This is a genomic window from Blastococcus saxobsidens DD2 (assembly GCF_000284015.1).
In the GTDB taxonomy this organism is placed as follows: domain Bacteria; phylum Actinomycetota; class Actinomycetes; order Mycobacteriales; family Geodermatophilaceae; genus Blastococcus; species Blastococcus saxobsidens_A.
In genome coordinates, this window is sequence record NC_016943.1 from 4471139 (window position 1) to 4491722 (window position 20584).

The following is a 20584-nucleotide window of genomic DNA, read 5'->3' on the forward strand; positions in this document are numbered from 1 at the left end:
TCAGCCGGGGGACGGCTTCTGGCCGCGGTGTCGCCCGGAGGGTGACAGAGGGGAAAGCGGAAGGTGACCGGACAGGTCGGCCCGGTTTCCGCTGGCGGTGAGCTTCCCGTCCGCGGCGGCGGTGGCCCAGTCGAGGGTGCCGGTCGCCAGGCGGAGCCAGGTCGCCGCGTCGGTCTCCACGACGTTCGGCGGCGTCCCCCGGGTGTGCCGGGGGCCCGCGATGCACTGGACGGCGACGTGCGGGGGCACCCGCACCTCCACCGAGCGCCCCGGCGCCTGCTGGGCCAGCCAGCGGGCGCTGGTCTTCACCGCGGCACCCACGGCCGCGCGGGGCGGCTGCTCGGCCTCCCCGGCCAGCCAGGCCCGCACGGGCTCGACCGCCGCCCGCAGCTCCTCGGCCGGGATCGGCTGTGCGGGCATCAGCTGGTCGGGACGGTGCCCGCCGGAACGGAGCCGACCGCGACCTCGGGGCTGCCGAACAGGGCCGGCAGCGTGGCGCTCCAGGCGGCTCGCAGTTCGTCGAGGTCCAGCTCGAGCAGATCCTCGGCGACGAGCGCGCCGCCGCCGGTGGTCCCCAGCTCGGTGACGGGCACGCCGGCCCATCGCGCGGTGGTCTTCACGCCGCCGGGGTCCGACGTCGTGATGACCGCGCGGGCGCCGGACTCGCTGAACAGCGTCGTGAAGGGGTCCTCACCCAGCGCCAGCCGGGCGCCGACGCCGTAGCGGAGCGCCGACTCGGCCAGCGCCTGCGCCAGCCCACCGTCGGCCAGGTCGTGCGCGGAGCTGATCAGGCCCTCGCGGCCGAGTGCGCCCAGCAGGTCTCCCAGCGCCCGCTCGGCGGCCAGGTCGACCGCCGGCGGACGGCCGCCGAGGTGGCCGTGCACGACGCTGGCCCATGCGGACCCACCGAGCTCGGCCTCCGTGGTCCCGAGCAGCAGCACCGTCTCCCCGGGCACGCGCCAGCCGGACGGCACGCGGGTGCGGACGTCGTCGTGCACGCCCAGGACACCGATCACCGGCGTCGGGTTGATGGCGACGTCGCCGGTCTGGTTGTAGAGGCTGACGTTGCCGCCGGTGACCGGCAGGCCGAGCTCCCGGCAGGCGTCGGCGAGGCCGCGGACGGCCTCCGCGAACTGCCACATGACCTCGGGACTCTCCGGCGACCCGAAGTTCAGGCAGTTGGTGACGGCGAGCGGCTTCGCCCCGGAGACGGCGACGTTGCGGTACGCCTCCGCGAGGTTGAGCTGCGTCCCGGTGTAGGGGTCGAGGCGGGCGTAGCGGCCGTTGCCGTCCAGGGAGAGGGCGATGCCGCGGTGGGACTCCTCGTCGATCCGCACGACACCGGCGTCGTCGGGCTGGGCCAGCACCGTGTTCCCGCGGACGTAGCGGTCGTACTGCTCGGTGACCCAGGTCTTGTCCGCGCCGTCCGGGCTGCTGACGACGGCCAGCCAGTGCGCCTGCAGCTCGGCCCCGGTCTGCGGCCGCGGCAGGCGGGCGGGGTCGTCGGCCTGGAGCGCGTCGAGGTCGGCCGGGCGCTGCATCGGCCGCTGGTAGACGGGGCCCTCGTGCGCGACCGTCCGCGGCGGGACGTCGACGATCCGCTCCCCGTGCCAGTCGACCGTCAGCCGGTCGCCGGCGGTCACCTCACCGATGACGGTGGCCAGGACGTCCCACGTGCGGCAGACCGCGAGGAACGCGTCGACCTTGCCCGGCTCGACGATGGCGCACATCCGCTCCTGCGACTCGCTCATCAGGATCTCGGCGGGCGTCAGGGTGCTGTCCCGCAGCGGGACGGTGTCGAGGTCGACGTGCATACCGCCGGTACCGGCGCTGGCCAGCTCGCTGGTGGCGCAGGACAGCCCGGCGCCGCCGAGGTCCTGGATGCCGGTGACGAGGTCGGCGGCGAAGATCTCCAGGCAGGCCTCGATGAGCAGCTTCTCGGTGAACGGGTCGCCGACCTGCACGCTGGGCCGCTTGGCCGGGCCCTCGGCGTCGAAGGTCTCGGACGCGAGGACGGAGACCCCGCCGATGCCGTCGCCGCCGGTGCGGGCGCCGAAAAGGATCACCTTGTTGCCGACGCCCTCGGCCTTCGCCAGCCGGACGTCCTCGTGCTTCATCACGCCGACGCACAGCGCGTTGACCAGCGGATTGCCGGCGTAGCAGTCATCGAAGACCAGCTCGCCGCCGATGTTGGGCAGCCCCAGGCAGTTGCCGTAGCCGCCGACCCCGGCGACGACGCCGGGCAGCACCCGGGCGGTGTCGGGGGCGTCGGCCCGGCCGAAGCGGAGGCTGTCCATGACGGCGATCGGGCGCGCGCCCATGGTGAGAATGTCGCGGACGATGCCGCCGACACCCGTGGCCGCGCCCTGGTAGGGCTCGACGTAGCTCGGGTGGTTGTGGCTCTCGACCTTGAAGGTGACCGCGTAGCCGTCGCCGACGTCCACCACGCCGGCGTTCTCGCCGATGCCGACCAGCAGCGCGTCGCTGGGCGGGAGGTCGCCGAACTGGCGCAGGTGCACCTTGGAGCTCTTGTAGGAGCAGTGCTCGCTCCACATCACGCTGTACATCGCGAGCTCGGCGGTGGTGGGCCGGCGGCCGAGGATCTCCGTGATCCGGACGTACTCGTCGGCCCGGAGGCCGAGCTCGGCATAGGGCTGCTCGTCGCCGGGGGTGCTCGCCGCCAGGTCGACGGTGTCGAGCCGGTTCGCCAGCCGGCCCGGGCCGGTGTCGAGGTCGGAGAGGCCCGCGGTCGCGCTCGCCTGCCCCGCCGTTCCGTCCTCAGTCACGCGTTCACGACCGCCTTCAGGATGCTGGTGAAGAAGCCGAGGCCGTCGGTGCTCGGACCGGTGAGGTCCTCGACGGCGTGCTCGGGGTGCGGCATGAGGCCGACCACGCGGCCGTTCCCGCTGGTGACGCCGGCGATGTCCCGGCTGGACCCGTTGGGGTTGCCGCCCACGTAGCGGAACACCACCCGGTCCTCGCCCTCGAGACGGTCGAGGTCGGCGTCGGCGGCCACGTACCGACCCTCGCCGTTCTTGACCGGGATGACGATGCGCTGGCCGCTCGCGTAGTCCTGCGTCCAGGCGGTGTCGGCCCGCTCGACGCGCAGCACCTGGTCGCGGTTGCGGAAGTGCAGGTGGCTGTTGCGGGTGAGCGCGCCGGGCAGGAGGCCTGCTTCGCAGAGCACCTGGAAGCCGTTGCAGATGCCCAGCACGGGCATGCCCCGCGTCGCGCGGTCGACGACGTCCTGCATCAGGGGCGCGCGCGCCGCGATGGCCCCGGCCCGCAGGTAGTCGCCGTAGGAGAACCCGCCCGGGAGGACGACGGCGTCGACGTCCTTCAGGTCGTGGTCGGCGTGCCACAGGCTGATCGGGTTCCCGCCGGCCAGGCGCACCGCTCGCGCGGCGTCGACGTCGTCCAGGGAGCCCGGGAAGGTGATGACACCGATGCGCACAGCGGTCTCTCTCAGTCGGTGGGGAGGTGCAGCTCGACGTCCTCGATGACCGGGTTCGCCAGCAGTGTCTCGGCGATCTGCTTCAGCTCGGCCTCGTCGGGCGTCCCGTCGACCTCGAGCACGAAGTGCTTGCCCTGGCGGACGCTCCGCACGGAGTCGTGGCCGAGCCGGCCGAGCGCACCGAGGACCGCCTGCCCCTGGGGGTCGGAGATCTCCGGCTTGAGGACCACGTCGACGACCACCCGGGACACGCCGACGAGGGTACCGGGGGCCGCGGGGAGCACCCCCGTGACCCTCCTCTCCCTCTCACCACCCATCCACTGCGACGAACACGTGGCCATCGGGCCGTGATCGCCACGACGATGTCGCACTCGGAGGTCAGTCGCCGGACAGAACGCCACCGAGGAGCCCGAGCACCGCGGCCTGACGACCGAGGACGTCGGCGGAGCTGAAGCGCAGCACCCGCCACCCGGCCCCCACCGTTCTGCCGACGCAGGTCGTTCACGAAGACCCGTCGCTCACGGTGGACGTCGCCATCGAACTCCACGAGCACCCGGCGCTCCGGCCACGCCATGTCCACCGCCGCCAGGAAGCGGCCGGCGTCGTCGGAGATGACGTGCTGGAGGACCGGTCGCGGCAGCCGGGCCTCGTGGATCAGCCACCGGAGACCGAGTCCATCGGCGAGCCGGCCAGCGGGTCGGCGATGGCCATGACCGCCCGCGCCCGGGCGACCCCTCGCCGTCCGCGGGACCGAGCGACGATGCTCGGGAACTCGTCCGCCGGGAAGCGCCGGGCCAGCATCTGGTCGGTGACCGCGAGCAGCGCCCCCGGCGGCAGCACCGCCGCGAGGTCGATCCAGGTCCGGCGGGGCGAGGTGACCAGGACCGAGGAGCACAGCGTCGATGCGTTGCCGCAGCACGCTGATTGCCGCTCGCGGGAGGTAGGTGTCCCGCGACAGGCGGACGACCCCCGTGTGGCGCAGCTGCCAGTCGCTGATGCCGTCCGAGCGGGCCCCCGCGCGGTTGGTCGGCGCGAGCACGCGCGGCGGGACGGGCGGGGTCGGCACGGGCGCAGCCTGCCGGGCGGCGGCCGTCGCCCGCTGGGCTCGTCCACAGGCCCGACGAGTGCGACGAAATGGTGGTGATCAGAGGCTGATGGCCACGACTTCGTAGCACTCGGCGAGGGTCAGCAGAACGGGCTTCCGGTGAGCTGCTCGTAGGCGGTGACGTAGCGCTCGCGGGTGGCGGCGACGACGTCGGCGGGCAGCTCGGGCGGCTCGGAGACGCGGTCCCAGCCCGACGACGTCAGCCAGTCGCGTACGAACTGCTTGTCGTACGAGGGCTGCACCGTGCCCGGCGACCACGTGTCGGCCGGCCAGAAGCGCGACGAGTCGGGGGTGAGCACCTCGTCACCCAGCACCAGGCCGCCGTCCGGGTCCACCCCGAACTCGAACTTGGTGTCGGCCAGCAGGATGCCCGCGGCGGCCGCGATCTCGGCACCGCGCCGGTAGAGCGCCAGCGTCAGCTCCCGCAGCTCCTCCGCCCGGGCGGCGCCGACGGCGGTGACGACGGCGGCGAAGTCGATCGCCTCGTCGTGCTCCCCCAGCTCCGCCTTGGTCGACGGCGTGAACACCGGCTCGGGCAGCCGCGAGCCCTCCACCAGTCCGGACGGGAGCGCCACGTCGCGGATGGAGCCGGACCTCGAGTACTCGACCGTCCCGGAGCCGGAGAGGTAGCCCCGGGCCACGCACTCCACGGGCAGCATCTCCAGCTTCCGCACGAGCATCCCGCGCCCGGCGACCGAGGCCGGTACCCCGTCGTCCGCCCCCGGAGCCGCCGACACCAGGTGGTGCGAGGCTCCGAACGACGCCAGCACCGGCGCCAGCTGCTCGAACCACCAGACCGACAGCCGGGTCAGCACGGCGCCCTTGTCCGGGATCGGCGTCGGCAACACGTGGTCGTAGGCCGAGATCCGGTCCGACGCCACGAGCAGCAGCCGGTCGGGGCCGGCGGCGTAGATCTCCCGCACCTTGCCGCGGGCGACGAGGGGCAGGTCCACCGTCATGACAGTGCGGCCAGCCGGTCGAACAGCGGACCGAGGTTGGCCACGTACTGCTCCGGCCGGCAGATCTCGTCCAGCCGTGCCTCGTCCAGCGTCAGGCCGGACGACGAGGCGCGCTCCCGCAGCGTCTCGCGGAACGGCGTCCCGCTCTTCCAGGTCTCCATCGCGGCCGACTGCACGAGCGCGTAGGCGTCCTCGCGGGACGACCCGCTCTCCACCAGCTCCAGCAGCACCGAGGAGGTGTAGATCAGCCCGCCGGTGGATTCCAGGTTGGCGCGCATGCGCGCGGTGTCCACCACCAGGTTCTCGACCAGTCCGGCGGTGAGGTCCAGCAGGTAGTCCGTGGTGATCGCGGCGTCGGGCAGGAACACCCGCTCGGTCGAGGAGTGCGAGATGTCGCGCTCGTGCCAGAGCGGGATGCCTTCCATCACCGGCACGATCGCCGCCCGCACCACACGGGCGAGACCGGCGATCCGCTCGGAGCGGATCGGGTTCTTCTTGTGCGGCATCGCGCTCGAGCCCTTCTGGCCCGACCCGAACGCCTCGGACAGCTCGCGCACCTCGGTGCGCTGGCCGTGCCGGACCTCCAGGGCGATCGCCTCGCAGACCGTCGCGATGATCGCCAGCGCGGAGACCCACTCGCTGATCGAGTCGCGCAGCACCACCTGGGTCGACGCCTCGGCAGGCCGCAGTCCCAGGGCATCGGCCACGAAGACCTCCACCGACGGGTCGATCAGCGAGTACGTGCCGACGGCGCCGGAGATGGCGACGACGCCGACCCGCTCCCGGGCCGCCCGCAGCCGGTCCCGGGACCGGGCGGCGGCGAAGGCGAGGTCGGCGACCCGGTGCCCCCACACGTCCGGCTCGGCGTGCACGCCGTGGGTGCGGCCGACCTTGATCGTGTCCCGGTGCGCCAGCCCGTGGTCGCGCAGCACGGCCACCAGCCGGTCGGCCTTGGCCAGCAGCACGTCGGTGGCGTCGGTGAGCTGCACGGCCAGCGCGGTGTCCAGCAGGTCCGACGAGGTCATGCCGTGGTGGACGTACGCGGCCGCCGAGCGCGGCTCGGTGTCGTCGGCCCACGCGGTGAGGAAGGCGATGACGTCGTGCTGCGTCGTCTCCTCGATCTCGGCGACCCGCTCGGGGGACGGCGGCGGGGCGTTGCGCACCGGTTCGACGACGTCGGCGGGCACCCGTCCGGCGGCCGCGTGCGCCTCGAGGACCAGCGTCTCGACCCGGCACCACAGCTCGTACTTGTGCTCGTCGCTCCAGACGCGCCCCATCACGGGGAGCGTGTAGCGCTCGATCATGCGGGTACCGCCTGCCACTGCTCAGCTCGTCGCACCACGGGGACATCCTCCCGCAGGGCTGACGGGGACCCCGCTGCGGGGCTGCGATGATCCTCCCGGTCCCTACTGCCCGCCCCGGAGGTGCGCGATGCTGCGCCGCGCCAACGACCTGACCGCGCGGGCGCGGGAACGCATCCGCGCTGCCCGGGAGCACGATCCGCACGCCTGGTACGACAGGGTGGCCCACGAGCACATCCCTGCCCACCACGACGGCGAGCCGGTGACCGACGTCCTCCCCGGCGACGACCCCGAGTCCGTCGGCGGGGACCGGCTGCCGCTGGGCAGCCCCGAGCCCGGGGCACCCGACCTGGACGGGCCGCTGGGCCCCCGCGGGGTCAGCGGCCCGCCCGCGGGCGGGCGGGCGCTCCGCCGTGACGAGGGCGACCGCAGCCTGGTCACCACCCGGCGTCGCGGCCACGTCGAGGACGGCGTGCCGACGGCGCTGCGCACGGCGGCCGCGTGGTCGTGGCGACTGCTGGTCGTGCTGGCCGGCCTGTACGCGCTGCTCTACGCGATGGCCTACGTCGCCGTCGTCATCGTGCCGGTGATCGTGGCGCTGCTGCTCGCCGCGCTCCTGCAGCCGGGGGCGGCGGCGCTGGTGCGGCACGGCTGGCCGCGATCGCTGGCCGCCTTCACGATGCTGCTCGTCGGCCTGGGCGTCGTCGCCGGGATCATCACGCTGGTCGTCAACCGGGTCATCGCCGGGTTCGGCGACCTGGCCGACCAGGTCAGCGAAGGGCTCGAGCAGGTCGAGAGATTCGTCGTCCGCAGCTTCCCGATCACGGCGAACCAGCTCGAGGACGCGGTCAGCCAGGCCCAGGAGTTCCTCGTCAGCAACGAGCAGGAGCTCGCCACCGGGGCGATCAGCACCGCGACGACGGTCGGTGAGGTCTTCACCGGCATCGTCCTGGCGCTGTTCACGCTCTTCTTCTTCCTCAAGGACGGCCGCACCATCTGGCTGTGGCTGGTCGGCCTCTTCCCGGGTGACTCCCGCGCCTACATCGACGAGGCGGCCCGGCGCTCGTGGCGCACGCTGATCTCCTACGTGCGCGCCACGGCGGTGGTGGCCCTGGTCGACGCCGTCGGCATCGGCATCGGGCTGGCAGTTCTCGGGGTGCCGCTGGTCATCCCGCTGTCCGCGCTGGTGTTCCTGGGCGCGTTCATCCCGATCATCGGGTCCTTCCTCGCCGGCACGGTCGCGGTGCTGGTGGCACTGGTCGCCGTCGGCCCGATCAAGGCGCTCATCGCACTGGCGGTCGTCGTCCTGGTGATGCAGCTGGAGGGGCACGTCCTGCAGCCGCTGCTGCTCGGCCGGGCCGTGCACGTGCACCCGCTGGCGGTCGTGCTCGCCATCGCGGCCGGGCTGCTGATCGCCGGCATCTTCGGGGCCCTCATCGCGGTGCCGGTGATCGCCTGCGCCAACGTGGCGGGCACCTACCTGAGCCGCCGCCACGAGGGGCCGCGGCCGCCCGAGCCCCGTCCCGGCCGTGTCCGCCCGGTGGTCGGCGCAGGCTGAGCACCGCTCACGGACGGCGACGATCCGGTGACCTGGTCATGGCGCGTCTTCCCTCACTGCGGACGGTGAGGGAGGACGCGCTGAGGTGAGGGAAGACGTCGCGGCGGCCTACGACGGCGCGAGCCGGCCCTCGACGGCGGCCAGCGCGATGTCGGTGCGCCAGTGCGCGTCGGCGAACCGCACCCCGGCGACCCGCTCGTAGGCGGCCTGCCGGGCCGCGGCCAGGTCCGCCCCCACCGCGGTGACCGCCAGGACCCGGCCGCCGGCGGAGACGACCGTGCCGTCAGGGGTCGTCGCGGTCCCGGCGTGCAGCACGCCGTCGCCGTCCGCCCCGGTGACCGGGTCGCCGGTCCGCGGCGCCTCGGGGTACCCCGGCGCGGCGACGACGACCGTCACCGCCGCCCCGGGCCGCCAGCGCAGCGGCGGGTGCCCGGCCAGCCCACCGGTGGCGGCGGCGTGCAGCAGCCCGGCGAGCGGGGTCTCCAGCAGCGGCAGCACGACCTGCGTCTCCGGGTCGCCGAAGCGCGCGTTGAACTCCACCACGCGCACGCCCCGCGAGGTCAGCGCCAGCCCGGCGTAGAGGAGGCCGGAGAACGGCTCGCCACGCCGGGCCATCTCGTCGACGGTCGGCTGCAGGACCGTGGCCAGCACCTCGTCGACCAGGCCGGCCGGCGCCCAGGGCAGCGGCGCGTACGCCCCCATGCCACCGGTGTTGGGGCCGGCGTCGCCGTCGTCGCGGCGCTTGTGGTCCTGGGCCGGCAGGAGCGGCAGCACCGTCGTCCCGTCGGCGACGGCGAACAACGACACCTCCGGCCCGTCGAGGTACTCCTCCACCAGCACCGAGCCGCCGGCGTCCAGCACCCGGCGGCCGTGGGCGGCGGCCTGCTCCCGGTCCGGGGTGACGACGACGCCCTTCCCCGCGGCGAGCCCGTCGTCCTTGACCACGTAGGGGGCGCCCCCGGTGAGGGCCGCGACCTCGTCGAGAGCCGTCTCCAGCTCGGGGGTCCCGCCCACGGCCCACGACCGGGCCGTCGGGACGCCGGCCGCCGTCATCACGTGCTTGGCGAAGGACTTGCTGCCCTCCAGCTGCGCGGCCTGCGCCGACGGCCCGAAGCAGGCGATCCCCGCCTCCCGCACCGCATCGGCCGCACCGGCCACCAGCGGGACCTCCGGCCCGACGACCACCAGATCGGCGGACCAGTCGCGGGCGACACCGGCCACCGCCACCGGGTCGGCCACCGCCAGCGTCTCCCCGCCGGGCGGCGGCGGGGCCACCGCCCGCGTCCCGGCGTTGCCGGGCGCGCAGGCGAGCGCACCCACCGCGGGGTCGGACTGCAGAGCCACGCACAGGGCGTGCTCCCGGGCACCGGAGCCGATCACCAGCACGCGCACGAGCGGCGACCCTACGCCGCCGCCGGGGACGTGCTGCCCCGGCGGTTCAAACCCACCAGTCACAGACATGGCGGGTGATCTCCATCACGACCCGGCGCCAAGCTCGCTGGTCAGCTCGGCGGCCGCTGGATCGTGCGCAATCCGTCTCCTTCAGTTCGCCCCTGATTCATCCGATTCCTGTGTTGTGGGTGTCATGCGCGCGACCGAGTCGCTGGCGAGCACGCCAGTGGCACGCCTTGCCCGGCCCGTCGTCATCGGACACCGCGGAGCCCCGGCCTACCGGCCGGAGCACACCGCGGCCAGCTTCGAGCTGGCCATCGACCTCGGAGCAGACCTCATCGAGCCCGACGTGGTGGTCAGCCGCGACGGCGTGCTCGTCGTCCGGCACGAGAACGAGCTCTCGCTGTCCACCGACGTCGCCGAGCACCCGGAGTTCGCCGACCGCCGCACCGCCCGGGTGATCGGCGAGGAGCTGTGCACCGGCTGGTTCACCGAGGACTTCACCTACGCCGAGCTGCGCACCCTCCGCGCCGTCGAGCGGATGCCGGCGCTGCGGCCGACGAACACCGCCTACGACGGCCGCTTCGGCATCCTCACCCTCGCCGACGTCATCGAGCTGGCCCGCTGCCGTTCCACCGCGGAGCGGCAGGTGCGCGTGCTCGCCGAGCTGAAGCACCCCGAGTGGGCGGCCGCAGCTGGCCTGCCGATGGGTGAGCTGGTGGCCGGTGACCTGGGCCGGCTGGGCGCCGACACCGCCGACGGCACGGTCATGATCCAGGCGTTCGACGCGTCGGTGCTCCGCGAGCTGCGCGCCCGCCTCGGCGACGACGGGCCGCAGATGGCCCAGCTCGTCGGCGACGCCCCCGCCGGCGACGCGCTGGTGTCCCCCTCCGGACTGCGTGAGATCTCCACCTACGCCCAGGCGGTCGCCCCGAGCCGGGACCGCGTCCTGGCCAGCGCCGCCGCGCACGCGCTCACCGGCACGCCGCACCTCGTGCACCAGGCGCACGCGGCCGAGCTGGCGGTGTTCTGCTGGACGCTGCGGGCGGAGAACGCCTTCCTGCCGGCGCACCTGCGCCGCGGCGACGCACCCGAGGCCCACGGGGACGCCGTCGCGGACGCCGTCACGCTGCTGAACCTCGGCGTCGACGGCCTGATCACCGACTCCCCGGACCACGCCGTCCGGGCCCGCACCGCCGTCAGCGCCCAGCTGGTCTGACGAGCGGGGCCCGCAGGGTCCCCGAGGAAGACCACGAGCCGCGAGGACTCCCGGAGCAGGCACAGAGCCGCGGATCCCGACGGAGGCCGCCCTGCGAGGCGGTCGCGACGACGGGGGCCGGAGGCTCCCTGAGGAGCGGCCGGCAACGGCTCGACGCAGCAGGGGTACGGCACCTGGCCGCGGTGCTGATCCGGAGGATCAGCCGATGAGGTCGTGGACGACCACGTTCTCGTCCCGGCCGGGGCCGACGCCGATGACGCTGATCCGGGCGCCCGAGAGCTCCTCGAGCCGCCGCACGTAGGCCTGGGCGTTGGCCGGCAGCTCGTCGAAGGCCCGGCAGTGCCGGATGTCCTCGAACCAGCCGGGCATCTCCTCGTAGACCGGCTTCGCGTGGTGGAAGTCGGTCTGCGTCATGGGCATCTCCTCGTGCCGGACGCCGTCGACCTCGTAGGCGACGCAGATCGGCACCGTGTCCAGGCCCGAGAGCACGTCGAGCTTGGTGAGGAAATAGTCGGTGATCCCGTTGACCCGGCTGGCGTACCGGGCGACGACGGCGTCGAACCAGCCGCAGCGCCGGTCGCGGCCGGTGGTCACGCCGACCTCGCCGCCCTGCTTGCGCAGGTACTCCCCGCTCGCGTCGAACAGCTCGGTCGGGAAGGGGCCGGAGCCGACGCGGGTCGTGTACGCCTTGAGGATGCCGACCACCCGCTCGATGCGGGTCGGGCCCACCCCCGCGCCGACGGCGGCGCCGCCCGCGGTCGGGTTCGACGACGTCACGAACGGATAGGTGCCGTGATCGACGTCCAGCAGGGTGCCCTGGGAGCCCTCGAGCAGCACCCACTCGCCGGCGTCGAGCGCCTTGCCCAGGAGCAGCCGGCTGTCGACGATGCGGTGCTTCAACTCGTGCGCGTACGCCTCGTATTCAGCGACCACCTCGTCGACGTCGATGGCCTTGCGGTTGTAGACCTTGACCAGAATCTGGTTCTTCTCCTGCAGCGTGCCCTCGAGCTTCTGCCGGAGGATGGAGAGGTCCAGCAGGTCCTGCACCCGGATGCCGACGCGGGCCACCTTGTCGCCGTAGGCGGGGCCGATGCCGCGACCGGTCGTGCCGATCTTCCGCTTGCCCAGGAACCGCTCGGTGACTTTGTCGAGGGCCCGGTGGTGCGGCATGATCAAGTGCGCGTCCGACGAGATGACCAGCCGCGAGGTGTCCACCCCGCGCTCCTCCAGGCCCGCCAGCTCGCCGATCAGCACCTCGGGGTCGATGACGACGCCGTTGCCGATGACCGGGGTGCACCCCGGCGTCAGGATCCCGGAGGGGATCAGGTGCAGGGCGTACTTCTCCCCGTCCGGCGTGATCACCGTGTGGCCGGCGTTGTTGCCGCCTTGGTAGCGGACGACGTAGGGCACACGGCCGCCGAGCAGGTCGGTGGCCTTGCCCTTGCCTTCGTCGCCCCACTGGGCACCGATCAGCACGACAGCGGGCATCGGGTCCTGGGTCTCCTCTGTCCGTCGGGTGGACGGGTCGCTTCCCTGCCACCCGGCGGTTCCCGGGAGGGCCAGGTGGCAGGGTATCGGCATGTCGTCGGTCGAGCTGGATCTCCGCCGTCTGGAGCCCGGGGAGGCACCCCGCGCGAGCCAGCTGGAGGCGGTGCCCACCGCCGCGTCGCTGATGGTGCGAGGACCGGTCGCCGGGCTGTCCGCGGTGCTCGCGGCCCTGCTCAAGGCCGGGCGGACGGCGGAGGTGCCGGTGGCCTGGGAGCCGGCCGCGGACAAGGCCTCGGTCGGCCTGGCCCGCGACCTCGGGGTGGGCAGCGGCGAGCCGCGGGACCTCACCCTCGTCCGTGACGACCACGGCGGCGTCCTGCTGCACCACGGCCGGATCGAGGCCGCCGGCCAGGGCCGCCGGTCGCTGTCGCGGCGGCTGGGGCTGCAGGCGCACCACGACGACATCAAGGTGGCCGACGGCGAGATCACCCGGATCGACGTCCGCCCCGACTGGACCGCCGTCGACACGATCGGCGTGACCGTGATGACGCAGCCGCTCCGCCCGACCCGGCACACCAGCGGGCGCGCCCTGCAGGTCGCCTCCGACCCGGCGCGGATCGTGCGGGACGGGGTGCCCTACGTGCGGCCGGTCCACCGGTGGACCTGGTACGCCGACGACCGGGTGCGGTGGCGGCTGCAGCCCTAGTGCCCTCCCCCCACCGTGGAACGACCCTGCAGGACGGCGTGCGCGTCGTGGACACTGGGAGGCCACCCGACCGCCGAGGAGGACCCGCTGCCGATGCCCTGTCATCCCGTCGGGTCGCCGTGCCGGTGATCGGCGACCGCCTGCCCGCGTTCGGCCACCTCCCGGCCCGGGCGCCCCAGGGGCGGTCGTTCCTCGCCCGCGCCCTGGCCCGGCCGAGCCTGCCCGCGGTCGTCGGCCTCGTGGTGGTCGTCCTCTTCTTCGCCTTCGCCGCGCCGGACCTGGTGAGCCCGTTCGGCCTGGCCACGGTGCTGGACACCGCCGCGCTGCTCGGCATCGGCGGGGTCGCGGTCGCGCTGCTGCTCGTCGCCGGCCAGTTCGACCTCTCGGTCGGGGTGATCGCCGTCTCCAGCTCGCTGCTCACCGCGCTGCTCATCGAGATCGCCGGCTGGAGCACCGTTCCGGCCCTGACCGTCTCCCTGCTCGCCGCCCTCGCGATCGGGGTGGTCAACGGCGTGCTCGTGGTGAACACCGGCCTGCCCAGCTTCCTGGTCACCCTGGCGACCTTCCTGATCCTCCAGGGCACCTCCCAGGCCGGGTCCCAGGCGGTCGCGGGCGCCACCCGGGTCGGCGGCCTCGACCAGGCGCGGGGCTGGTCGTCGGTGGTCGCCCTCTTCGACGGGGCGGTGCAGGTGGGGAACGGCCGGTTCAGCGTGTCGATCCTGTGGTGGCTGGCGCTGACCGCACTGGCCGCGTGGGGTTTGTGGCGGACCAAGTTCGGCAACGCGATCTTCGCGTGCGGCGGCGCCCGTCAGGCCGCGCACGAGCTGGGCGTACCGGTGCGCCGGACCACCGTCGCGCTGTTCTGCCTCACCGCCTCCGCAGGATGGTTGCTCGGCACGATCACGCTCGTGCGGTTCGGCAGCGTCCAGGCCGGCGGCACCGTGGGCATCCTCAGCGGCATCGACTTCATCGTCGTGGCGGTGATCGGGGGGTGCCTGCTCACCGGCGGCTACGGCTCGGCGATCGGCGCCGCCGTCGGCGCGCTGCTGTACGCGGTCGCCCGGCAGGGGATCACGCTCGCCGGCTGGGATCCGCGGTGGTTCCAGGCACTGCTGGGCGCGCTGCTGCTGGTGGCACTGGTGGCCAACGGTGTGGTGCGCCGCCGGCTGAAGGCGGTACCCCGGTCATGAGCACCGCCTCCTCGGCAGTGCAGCCGGTCGCCCCCACGCCGGGGCTGGAGATGCGCGGGCTCACCGTCCGGCACGGGAACGTGGCCGCGCTGGCGCGGGTCAGCGCGACTCTGATGGCCGGCGAGATCACGTGCATCCTCGGGGAGAACGGGTCGGGGAAGTCCACCGTGGTCGCGGTGCTCTCGGGGCTGCTCCGGCACGACGAGGGGCAACTGCTGGTCGACGGGCAGCCGGTGCGGTTCCGCTCACCCCGGCAGGCGCGGGACGTCGGCATCGCCACCGTCTGGCCGGACCTCGCGGTCGCCCCGCTCCTGTCGGTCTGGCGGAACTTCTTCCTCGGCGCGGAGCCGACCCGCGGGGTGTGGCCGCTGCGCCGGCTGGACGTGGACGGGGCCCGCGAGGCCACCGTGCGCGCGATGGCCCGGGTCGGCGTCACCGGGCTGGACCCCGACCAGCCGGCGAGTGCGTTGCAGGCCGGGGAGCGGCAGAGCCTGGCCGTGGCCCGTGCGCTGCACTTCGGCGCCCGGGCGCTGATCATCGACGAGCCGGAGACCCCCGTCACGGTCGCACGGCAGACGCTGTTCGGTCAGGCGATCCTCGCCGCCCGGGCGCAGGGGCTGGCGGTCGTGGTGGTCACGAACAACCCGCGCTACGCCCACCTCATCGGGGACCGGTTCCTGTTGCTCGCGCACGGGCACGTGGCCGGCAACCTCACCCGGGACGACGTCGACGCCGACATCCTGACCGCCCTGATGGCCGGCGGCGAGCGGCTGAACACCCTGACCGACGCCCTGACCGCCCTGCACCCCGAACTCGGCAACCGCTGAGGGCGGTCGCGGAGCTCGGGGTGCAGGGTGGTCAGGTGAAGATGCTGACGCCGCCCGGGCCGACCAGGAGGCCGAGCACGATGAGCACGACCCCCGGCACGATCTGCTTGCGGACGAGCGCGACGATGCCGGCGACCACCAGGACGACGGCGAGGATCCAGAGCAGCGTGGCCATGTGACTCCCTCTCTGTTCCAGGCGCCCAGCGGCGCCGAGTACGGAGAGTGGTGACCATGACGATTCGATGACAAACCTGTCCGGCCGATCCCCTGCTCATACGGGTGAGCGAAGGTTTCGGAGCGGACGTCCGGTCACCGTAGGTGAGGTCAGGCTCCCAGTGCCGGGTCGCAGTCCCGGAGCAGCTGCCGGCAGCGCTCGGCCTCCGCCGTCTCGCCGATCGCCTCGGCCGCCGCCGCCAGCACGGTGACGCAGCGCAGGAACCCGCGGTTGGGCTCGTGCGACCACGGCACCGGGCCGTACCCCTTCCAGCCGTTGCGGCGCAGCGCATCCAGCCCCCGGTGGTAGCCGGTGCGCGCGTAGGCGTAAGCCTGGACGGTGTCGCCGAGCGCCCGCTCGGTGCGGTGGAGCGACTCCTCGGCCAGGCCCGCCCAGACCGCGCTCACCGTCGGGTGGTGGGCGGCGACCTCGGCCAGCGTGGCGCCCTCGGCGAGTTCGGCGTCGGCCTCGGGGGTCGGGGGGAGCAGGGTGGCCGGCGGCTCGCCCAGCAGGTTGCCGTGGGAGTGGCTCATGCTCACGCCCCCTGCGACTGGCCGGCGGACAGCAGGTGCTCGCAGGCCTCGACGACGCGGGCGGCCATGTTCGTCTCGGCGGCCTTGAGGTAGCTGCGCGGGTCGTAGGCCTTCTTGTTGCCGACCTCGCCGTCGATCTTGAGCACGCCGTCGTAGTTGCTGAGCATGTGGCCGGCGATCGGCCGGGTGAAGGCGTACTGGGTGTCGGTGTCGACGTTCATCTTCACGACGCCGTAGGACAGCGCCTCGCGGATCTCCGACTCCGCCGAGCCCGAGCCGCCGTGGAACACGAGGTTGAACGGCTTGGCGCCCTCGCCCAGGTCGAACTCCTTGGCCACCAGCGCCTGGCCGCGCTGCAGCACGTCGGGGCGCAGCTTCACGTTGCCCGGCTTGTAGACCCCGTGCACGTTGCCGAAGGTGGCGGCGAGCAGGTAGACCCCCCGCTCCCCCAGCCCCAGCTGCTGCGCGGTGCGCAGGAAGTCGCCGTCGGCGGTGTAGAGCTTCTCGTTGATCTCGGCGACGACGCCGTCCTCCTCGCCGCCGACGATGCCGATCTCCAGCTCGAGCACGATCTTCGCCGCCGCAGCCCTCTCCATCAGCTCCTCGGCGATGTCGAGGTTCTCGGTGAGCTCGATGGCCGAGCCGTCCCACATGTGCGACTGGAACAGCGGCTCCTGACCGGCGTCGACCCGGTCCTTCGACAGCGCGATCAGCGGGCGGACGTAGGAGTCCAGCTTGTCCTTGGGGCAGTGGTCGGTGTGCAGCGCGACGTTGACCGGGTACTTCTCGGCGACGACGTGGGTGAACTCGGCGAGTGCGACTGCACCGGTGACCATGTCCTTGACCCGGGTGCCCGAGCCGAACTCCGCCCCCCCGGTGGAGAACTGGATGATCCCGTCGCTGCCGGCGTCGGCGAAGCCGCGCAGCGCCGCGTTGACCGTCTCGGAGGAGGTGCAGTTGATCGCCGGGTAGGCGAAGCCGCCCTCCTTGGCCCGGTTGATCATGTCGGCGTAGACCTCAGGGGTCGCGATGGGCATGAGCGTGCACTCCTCGCATCGGTTGCGGCTGTACGGCGCTGTACGGCTGACGTCGTGATCAGTATCGCGCCGCGCCCGCCGGCTGCGACACCGTGGGCCGCAGCCGACCCCGACCGGGCGACACCGGGCGCGGCGGCGGCCGCGCAGACCGCCCGGCACGTGGGCCGCCAGCAGGCGTCGCGGCCTCCCCCGCATCCTCGGGTGCTACGCCGGGGCGTCGGGGCGGACCTGCAACCCCAAGGTGGTCACGAGCACGACCGCCTGCGTGATGTCGACCTGCGCGCCGGCGAGGTCGACGTTGCGCGGGTCGACCGCGCTGAGGTCGGACCCCCGCAGGTCGGCGCCGCTCAGATCGGCGTCGTGCAGCTCCGCCCCGGAGAGGTCCAGGTGCCGCAGGGTGGCCCCGGAGCCGCGCACCCGGGTGAGGTCGGCCTCGCGCAGCCGGGTGCCCCGGAACGTCGCCCGGCCGAGGTCAGCCCCGGGCAGGGCCGCGAACGACCAGTCCCCGCCGTCGACGGTGAGCTGGTCGAACGAGCAGCGGTCGAAGGTGGCGCCGACCAGCTTGCAGCCGGTGAGGGTCGCCGAGAAGAACGAGCAGCCGGTGAAGGCGCAGTTCACGAAGGCGGTGTCGGTGAACTCGGCGAGATTGAACCGGCAGTCGTGGAACGTGCAGTCGGTGAAGACGGCCCCGGTGCCGGTGGCCTCGGTCAGGTCCACCCCGCTGAAGGCCACGCCGGTGTGCTCCCGGCCGGACAGGTCCTCGCCGTACCAGTCCGCGTCCCGGACGTCGGTGTCCGGAGCCGGGGCGGCACGGCCGGGAGGCATCCGAGCTCAGCCCTGCTCGATGCGGCTGACCACCCGCGCGGCGACGACCACCGGGTCGTAGGTCGGCGAGAACGGCGGCGCGTAGGAGAGGTCGGAGCCGGCGAGGTCCTCGGCGGTCATCCCCGCCCAGATCGCGGCGGCCAGCACGTCGATCCGCTTCCCCGAGCCGGGGCCGCCGACGATCTGGGCACCGAGCAGCCGCCCCGACCCGGCCTCGCTGAGGAGCTTGATCGCGACCTCCTCGGCGCCGGGGTAGTAGCCGGCCTTCGTCGTCGCCTCGATGGTGTCGGAGCGGTAGTCGAATCCCGCCTGCTCGGCCTCGGTGGTGCACAGCCCGGTGCGGCCGATCTCCAGCTCCCCCACCTTGGTCAGCGCGGTCCCCAGCACCCCGGCGAAGCGGGCGGCCCGTCCGCCGATGACCGAGCCGGCCACCCGCCCCTGCTTGTTCGCATGGGTGCCCAGCGCAACGTGGGTGGCCTCGCCGGTGACCCGGTGGAAGGTCTGCGAGCAGTCGCCGGCCGCGTAGATCTCCGGGTGCGAGCGGGTGCGCTGGGTGCGGTCGACGGCGATGGCGCCGGTGGTGCCGAGCCGGATGCCGGCCCGCTCCGCCAGCGCCACCTCCGGACCCATGCCGAGGCCGAGGACGATCAGGTCGGCGTCGTAGCTGCCCGCGTCGGTGCGCACCCCCCGCGCCCGGCCCGACTCGTCCACCAGGATCTCGCGGACCGCCTGGTCGGGATGCATCTCCATGCCCATGGCGCCCATGCCGGCGCAGACCCGCTCGGCCATGTCGGCGTCGAGCAGCTGCATCGGCAGCGGGTCGGCGAGGACGACGGTGACCTCAAGCCCGCGACGCTGCAGCGCCTCGGCCATCTCCAGCCCGATGTAGCCGCCGCCCAGGACCAGGGCACGGCGCGGGCCGGCGTCCAGGGCGGCCCGGATGGCGGCGCCGTCGTCGAGCCGGTGGACGCCGAAGACGCCCGGGGCGTCCAGGCCCGGGATCGGCGGACGGTTCGGGCGCCCTCCGGTGGCCACGAGAAGTCGGTCGTAGCCGATCCGCTCGCCGGTGTCCGTGACGACCTTCCCGGCGCCGGCGTCGATCTCGACCGCGCGGGTGCGGGTGTGCACGGTGATGTCCCGGGCTGCGAACTCCGCCGGCGTCCGGGCGATCAGCGCGTCCCGGTCCTCGACCTGACCGCCCACCCAGTACGGGATGCCGCAGGCGGAGTAGGAGACGACGTCGCCCTGCTCCAGCACGACGATCTCCAGGTCGTCGGCCGTCCTGAGCCGGCGGGCCTGGGCCGCCGCCGACATCCCTGCCGCGTCGCCGCCGATGACGAGGAACCGTTCCGTGCTCATCGCCCCAGCGTGGCATCGCGGTGCGCGGCGCGGAACACGGTTCCCGGATTGAGCAACCCGGCGGGGTCCAGCGCGGACTTGATCGAGCGGTGCACGTCCAGCGCCACCGGGCCGATCTCCCGCTCCAGCCAGTCCACCTTGATCACGCCGACCCCGTGCTCGCCGGTGATGGTGCCCCCGAGGGCCAGGCCCAACTCGAGGATGTCGTCGAAGGCGGCGAAGGCCCGCTCCCGCTGGTCGGCGTCGACCGGATCGAAGCAGATGGTCGGGTGCATGTTGCCGTCACCGGCGTGCCCGACGACGCCGATGGTGAGCGCCCGGGCCGCGGCGACGGTGTCGCAGCCGTCGAGGAACTGCGCGATGCGGGAACGGGGTACGGCGACGTCGTCGATCAGCGTGCTGCCCAGCTGCTCCAGCGCCGGCAGGGCCATCCGGCGGGCGGCGAGCAGCAGGTCGCCCTCGGCGGGGTCGTCGGTGGAGTGGACGAACTCCGCACCGGCCTCCCGGCACAGCTCCTCCAGCGCCGCGATCTCCTGGGCGGCCGCCTCTCCCCCGGCGTCGGACTGCGCGACCAGCAGGGCACGCGCGTCGCGGTCCAGGTCGGCCTTGAGCAGGTCGTCGACCGCGCGGATGCAGGTGTTGTCCATGACCTCCAGCAGGCTCGGCACGAGCCCGCTGGTCACCACCCGCTCGACGACCTGGCCGGTCTGCGCGGTCGTGGCGAACGTGGCGGCCAGCGTCACCGGCTTCTTCGGCGCCGGCCGCAGCGCGAGGGTCGCCTCCGTGATGATCCCCAGCGTGCCCTCGGAGCCGACGAACAGCCGGGCCAGGTCGTAGCCCGTCACGCCCTTCACCGTGCGCCGCCCGGTGCGCAGCACCCGGCCGTCGGCGAGCACGACCTCCAGCCCGAGCACGTAGTCGGTGGTGACGCCGTACTTGACGCAGCACAGGCCGCCGGAGTTGGTGGAGAGGTTGCCACCGATCGTGCACCAGTCGTAGCTCGACGGGTCGGGTGGGTAGAACAGGCCGGCACCGGCGACGGCGTCCCGCAGCTGCTTGTTCACCACCCCCGGCTGGACGACGGCCAGCCGGTCGGCCGGGGAGATCTCCAGGACGGCGTCCATCCGGGTCATGACCACGGTGATGCCGCCATCGACGGCGTTGCTGGCCCCGGCCAGCCCCGAGCCGGCGCCGCGGGGCACAACCGGGAGCCCGTGCCGGGCCGCCACCCGCATCACCGCGACGACGTCGTCGGTGCAGCGGGGGAAGACCACGGCGGCGGGCGTGCCGGCGGGCGCCAGCATGGCCTGGTCACGGGCGTAGCCGGCCGTGACGTCCGGGTCGGTGAGGACGGAGTCAGCGCCCAGGGCGTCGGTCAGCTCGGCGAGCCACGTCGCCGTCGTCGTGGTCACCGTCA

Annotated in this window: 20 protein-coding genes; 5 read left to right on the top strand and 15 right to left on the bottom strand. The window is 73.6% G+C overall.

Going from position 1 to position 20584, the window contains the following annotated elements:
- The 7 genes from BLASA_RS21205 to purB all read right to left on the bottom strand — a co-directional run bounded on the left by BLASA_RS21205 (position 1) and on the right by purB (position 6822).
- Positions 1-420 carry a sterol carrier family protein gene (locus BLASA_RS21205; protein ID WP_014378311.1) on the bottom strand — a complete coding sequence of 140 codons (420 nt, stop codon included), beginning with the start codon at positions 418-420 and terminating at the stop codon, positions 1-3.
- Positions 420-2786, bottom strand: coding sequence for a phosphoribosylformylglycinamidine synthase subunit PurL (gene purL, locus BLASA_RS21210; protein WP_014378312.1), 2367 nt, complete (start codon positions 2784-2786; stop codon positions 420-422). Before purL ends, BLASA_RS21205 begins: the two co-directional genes overlap by 1 nt.
- Positions 2783-3454 carry a phosphoribosylformylglycinamidine synthase subunit PurQ gene (gene purQ / locus BLASA_RS21215; protein ID WP_014378313.1) on the bottom strand — a complete coding sequence of 224 codons (672 nt, stop codon included), beginning with the start codon at positions 3452-3454 and terminating at the stop codon, positions 2783-2785. Before purQ ends, purL begins: the two co-directional genes overlap by 4 nt.
- 11 nt (positions 3455-3465) lie before the next feature.
- Positions 3466-3705, bottom strand: a complete 240-nt coding sequence (purS, locus tag BLASA_RS21220) for a phosphoribosylformylglycinamidine synthase subunit PurS (RefSeq protein WP_041776830.1) — start codon at positions 3703-3705, stop codon at positions 3466-3468.
- A gap of 403 nt (positions 3706-4108) precedes the next feature.
- On the bottom strand, positions 4109-4294 hold the full coding sequence (locus tag BLASA_RS21225; RefSeq protein WP_014378315.1) for a hypothetical protein: 186 nt from the start codon (positions 4292-4294) through the stop codon (positions 4109-4111).
- A 345-nt stretch (positions 4295-4639) separates the two neighbouring features.
- The gene (locus tag BLASA_RS21230; protein WP_014378316.1) at positions 4640-5518 is read right to left on the bottom strand and encodes a phosphoribosylaminoimidazolesuccinocarboxamide synthase; all 879 of its coding nucleotides are present in this window, start codon (positions 5516-5518) and stop codon (positions 4640-4642) included.
- A complete protein-coding gene (purB, locus tag BLASA_RS21235) occupies positions 5515-6822 on the bottom strand; it encodes an adenylosuccinate lyase (protein ID WP_014378317.1) in 1308 nt (435 codons plus the stop codon). The genes BLASA_RS21230 and purB overlap by 4 nt, the downstream gene beginning before the upstream one ends.
- A gap of 127 nt (positions 6823-6949) precedes the next feature.
- Here purB and BLASA_RS21240 point away from each other — a divergent pair, with 127 nt between their 5' ends.
- Positions 6950-8377, top strand: coding sequence for an AI-2E family transporter (locus tag BLASA_RS21240; protein ID WP_014378318.1), 1428 nt, complete (start codon positions 6950-6952; stop codon positions 8375-8377).
- A 108-nt stretch (positions 8378-8485) separates the two neighbouring features.
- On the opposite strand, the gene purD is transcribed toward BLASA_RS21240, so the two are convergent.
- A complete protein-coding gene (gene purD, locus BLASA_RS21245; protein ID WP_014378319.1) occupies positions 8486-9769 on the bottom strand; it encodes a phosphoribosylamine--glycine ligase in 1284 nt (427 codons plus the stop codon).
- Positions 9770-9962: 193 nt separating this feature from the next.
- Between purD and BLASA_RS21250 the strand changes: the two genes are divergently transcribed.
- A complete protein-coding gene (locus BLASA_RS21250; protein ID WP_014378320.1) occupies positions 9963-10988 on the top strand; it encodes a glycerophosphodiester phosphodiesterase family protein in 1026 nt (341 codons plus the stop codon).
- 198 nt (positions 10989-11186) lie between these two features.
- On the opposite strand, the gene BLASA_RS21255 is transcribed toward BLASA_RS21250, so the two are convergent.
- On the bottom strand, positions 11187-12476 hold the full coding sequence (locus BLASA_RS21255; protein ID WP_014378321.1) for an adenylosuccinate synthase: 1290 nt from the start codon (positions 12474-12476) through the stop codon (positions 11187-11189).
- Between the two features lie 91 nt (positions 12477-12567).
- On the opposite strand from BLASA_RS21255, the gene BLASA_RS21260 reads away from it, so the two are divergent.
- The 3 genes from BLASA_RS21260 (at position 12568) to BLASA_RS21270 (ending at position 15199) form a co-directional block, all read left to right on the top strand.
- Positions 12568-13182: a hypothetical protein gene (locus BLASA_RS21260; protein WP_014378322.1), complete on the top strand. Its 615-nt coding sequence runs from the start codon at positions 12568-12570 to the stop codon at positions 13180-13182.
- A gap of 125 nt (positions 13183-13307) precedes the next feature.
- The gene (locus BLASA_RS21265) at positions 13308-14372 is read left to right on the top strand and encodes an ABC transporter permease (protein WP_231839509.1); all 1065 of its coding nucleotides are present in this window, start codon (positions 13308-13310) and stop codon (positions 14370-14372) included.
- Complete coding sequence (locus BLASA_RS21270) at positions 14369-15199, top strand: ATP-binding cassette domain-containing protein (protein WP_014378324.1); 831 nt, start codon at positions 14369-14371, stop codon at positions 15197-15199. The genes BLASA_RS21265 and BLASA_RS21270 overlap by 4 nt, the downstream gene beginning before the upstream one ends.
- 31 nt (positions 15200-15230) lie before the next feature.
- Here BLASA_RS21270 and BLASA_RS25295 read toward each other — a convergent pair whose 3' ends face one another.
- The 6 genes from BLASA_RS25295 to BLASA_RS21295 form a co-directional block, all read right to left on the bottom strand.
- Positions 15231-15374, bottom strand: coding sequence for a GPGG-motif small membrane protein (locus BLASA_RS25295; protein WP_014378325.1), 144 nt, complete (start codon positions 15372-15374; stop codon positions 15231-15233).
- A gap of 149 nt (positions 15375-15523) precedes the next feature.
- Positions 15524-15946 (bottom strand): DUF3151 domain-containing protein, encoded by a 423-nt coding sequence (locus BLASA_RS21275; RefSeq protein ID WP_041775896.1) that lies wholly within the window; start codon positions 15944-15946, stop codon positions 15524-15526.
- Positions 15947-15948: 2 nt separating this feature from the next.
- Positions 15949-16983: a class II fructose-bisphosphate aldolase gene (gene fbaA / locus BLASA_RS21280; protein ID WP_014378327.1), complete on the bottom strand. Its 1035-nt coding sequence runs from the start codon at positions 16981-16983 to the stop codon at positions 15949-15951.
- Between the two features lie 204 nt (positions 16984-17187).
- Entirely contained in the window at positions 17188-17808 is a 621-nt protein-coding gene (locus tag BLASA_RS21285; protein ID WP_014378328.1) for a pentapeptide repeat-containing protein, read from the bottom strand.
- Between the two features lie 6 nt (positions 17809-17814).
- Positions 17815-19167 (bottom strand): FAD-dependent oxidoreductase, encoded by a 1353-nt coding sequence (locus BLASA_RS21290; RefSeq protein ID WP_014378329.1) that lies wholly within the window; start codon positions 19165-19167, stop codon positions 17815-17817.
- Positions 19164-20579 (bottom strand): FAD-binding oxidoreductase, encoded by a 1416-nt coding sequence (locus BLASA_RS21295; RefSeq protein ID WP_014378330.1) that lies wholly within the window; start codon positions 20577-20579, stop codon positions 19164-19166. Before BLASA_RS21295 ends, BLASA_RS21290 begins: the two co-directional genes overlap by 4 nt.
- Positions 20580-20584 lie beyond the last annotated feature (5 nt).

What these genes read in the sequence shown, in the direction of transcription:
- BLASA_RS21205 (WP_014378311.1), bottom strand. Translation starts at nt 420, where the DNA reads ATGCCCGCACAGCCGATCCCGGCCGAGGAGCTGCGGGCGGCGGTCGAG.
- BLASA_RS21230 (WP_014378316.1), bottom strand. Translation starts at nt 5,518, where the DNA reads ATGACGGTGGACCTGCCCCTCGTCGCCCGCGGCAAGGTGCGGGAGATC.
- purB (WP_014378317.1), bottom strand. Translation starts at nt 6,822, where the DNA reads ATGATCGAGCGCTACACGCTCCCCGTGATGGGGCGCGTCTGGAGCGAC.
- BLASA_RS21240 (WP_014378318.1), top strand. Translation starts at nt 6,950, where the DNA reads ATGCTGCGCCGCGCCAACGACCTGACCGCGCGGGCGCGGGAACGCATC.
- BLASA_RS21250 (WP_014378320.1), top strand. Translation starts at nt 9,963, where the DNA reads ATGCGCGCGACCGAGTCGCTGGCGAGCACGCCAGTGGCACGCCTTGCC.
- BLASA_RS21255 (WP_014378321.1), bottom strand. Translation starts at nt 12,476, where the DNA reads ATGCCCGCTGTCGTGCTGATCGGTGCCCAGTGGGGCGACGAAGGCAAG.
- BLASA_RS21260 (WP_014378322.1), top strand. Translation starts at nt 12,568, where the DNA reads ATGTCGTCGGTCGAGCTGGATCTCCGCCGTCTGGAGCCCGGGGAGGCA.
- BLASA_RS21270 (WP_014378324.1), top strand. Translation starts at nt 14,369, where the DNA reads ATGAGCACCGCCTCCTCGGCAGTGCAGCCGGTCGCCCCCACGCCGGGG.
- BLASA_RS25295 (WP_014378325.1), bottom strand. Translation starts at nt 15,374, where the DNA reads ATGGCCACGCTGCTCTGGATCCTCGCCGTCGTCCTGGTGGTCGCCGGC.
- BLASA_RS21275 (WP_041775896.1), bottom strand. Translation starts at nt 15,946, where the DNA reads ATGAGCCACTCCCACGGCAACCTGCTGGGCGAGCCGCCGGCCACCCTG.
- fbaA (WP_014378327.1), bottom strand. Translation starts at nt 16,983, where the DNA reads ATGCCCATCGCGACCCCTGAGGTCTACGCCGACATGATCAACCGGGCC.
- BLASA_RS21285 (WP_014378328.1), bottom strand. Translation starts at nt 17,808, where the DNA reads ATGCCTCCCGGCCGTGCCGCCCCGGCTCCGGACACCGACGTCCGGGAC.
- BLASA_RS21290 (WP_014378329.1), bottom strand. Translation starts at nt 19,167, where the DNA reads ATGAGCACGGAACGGTTCCTCGTCATCGGCGGCGACGCGGCAGGGATG.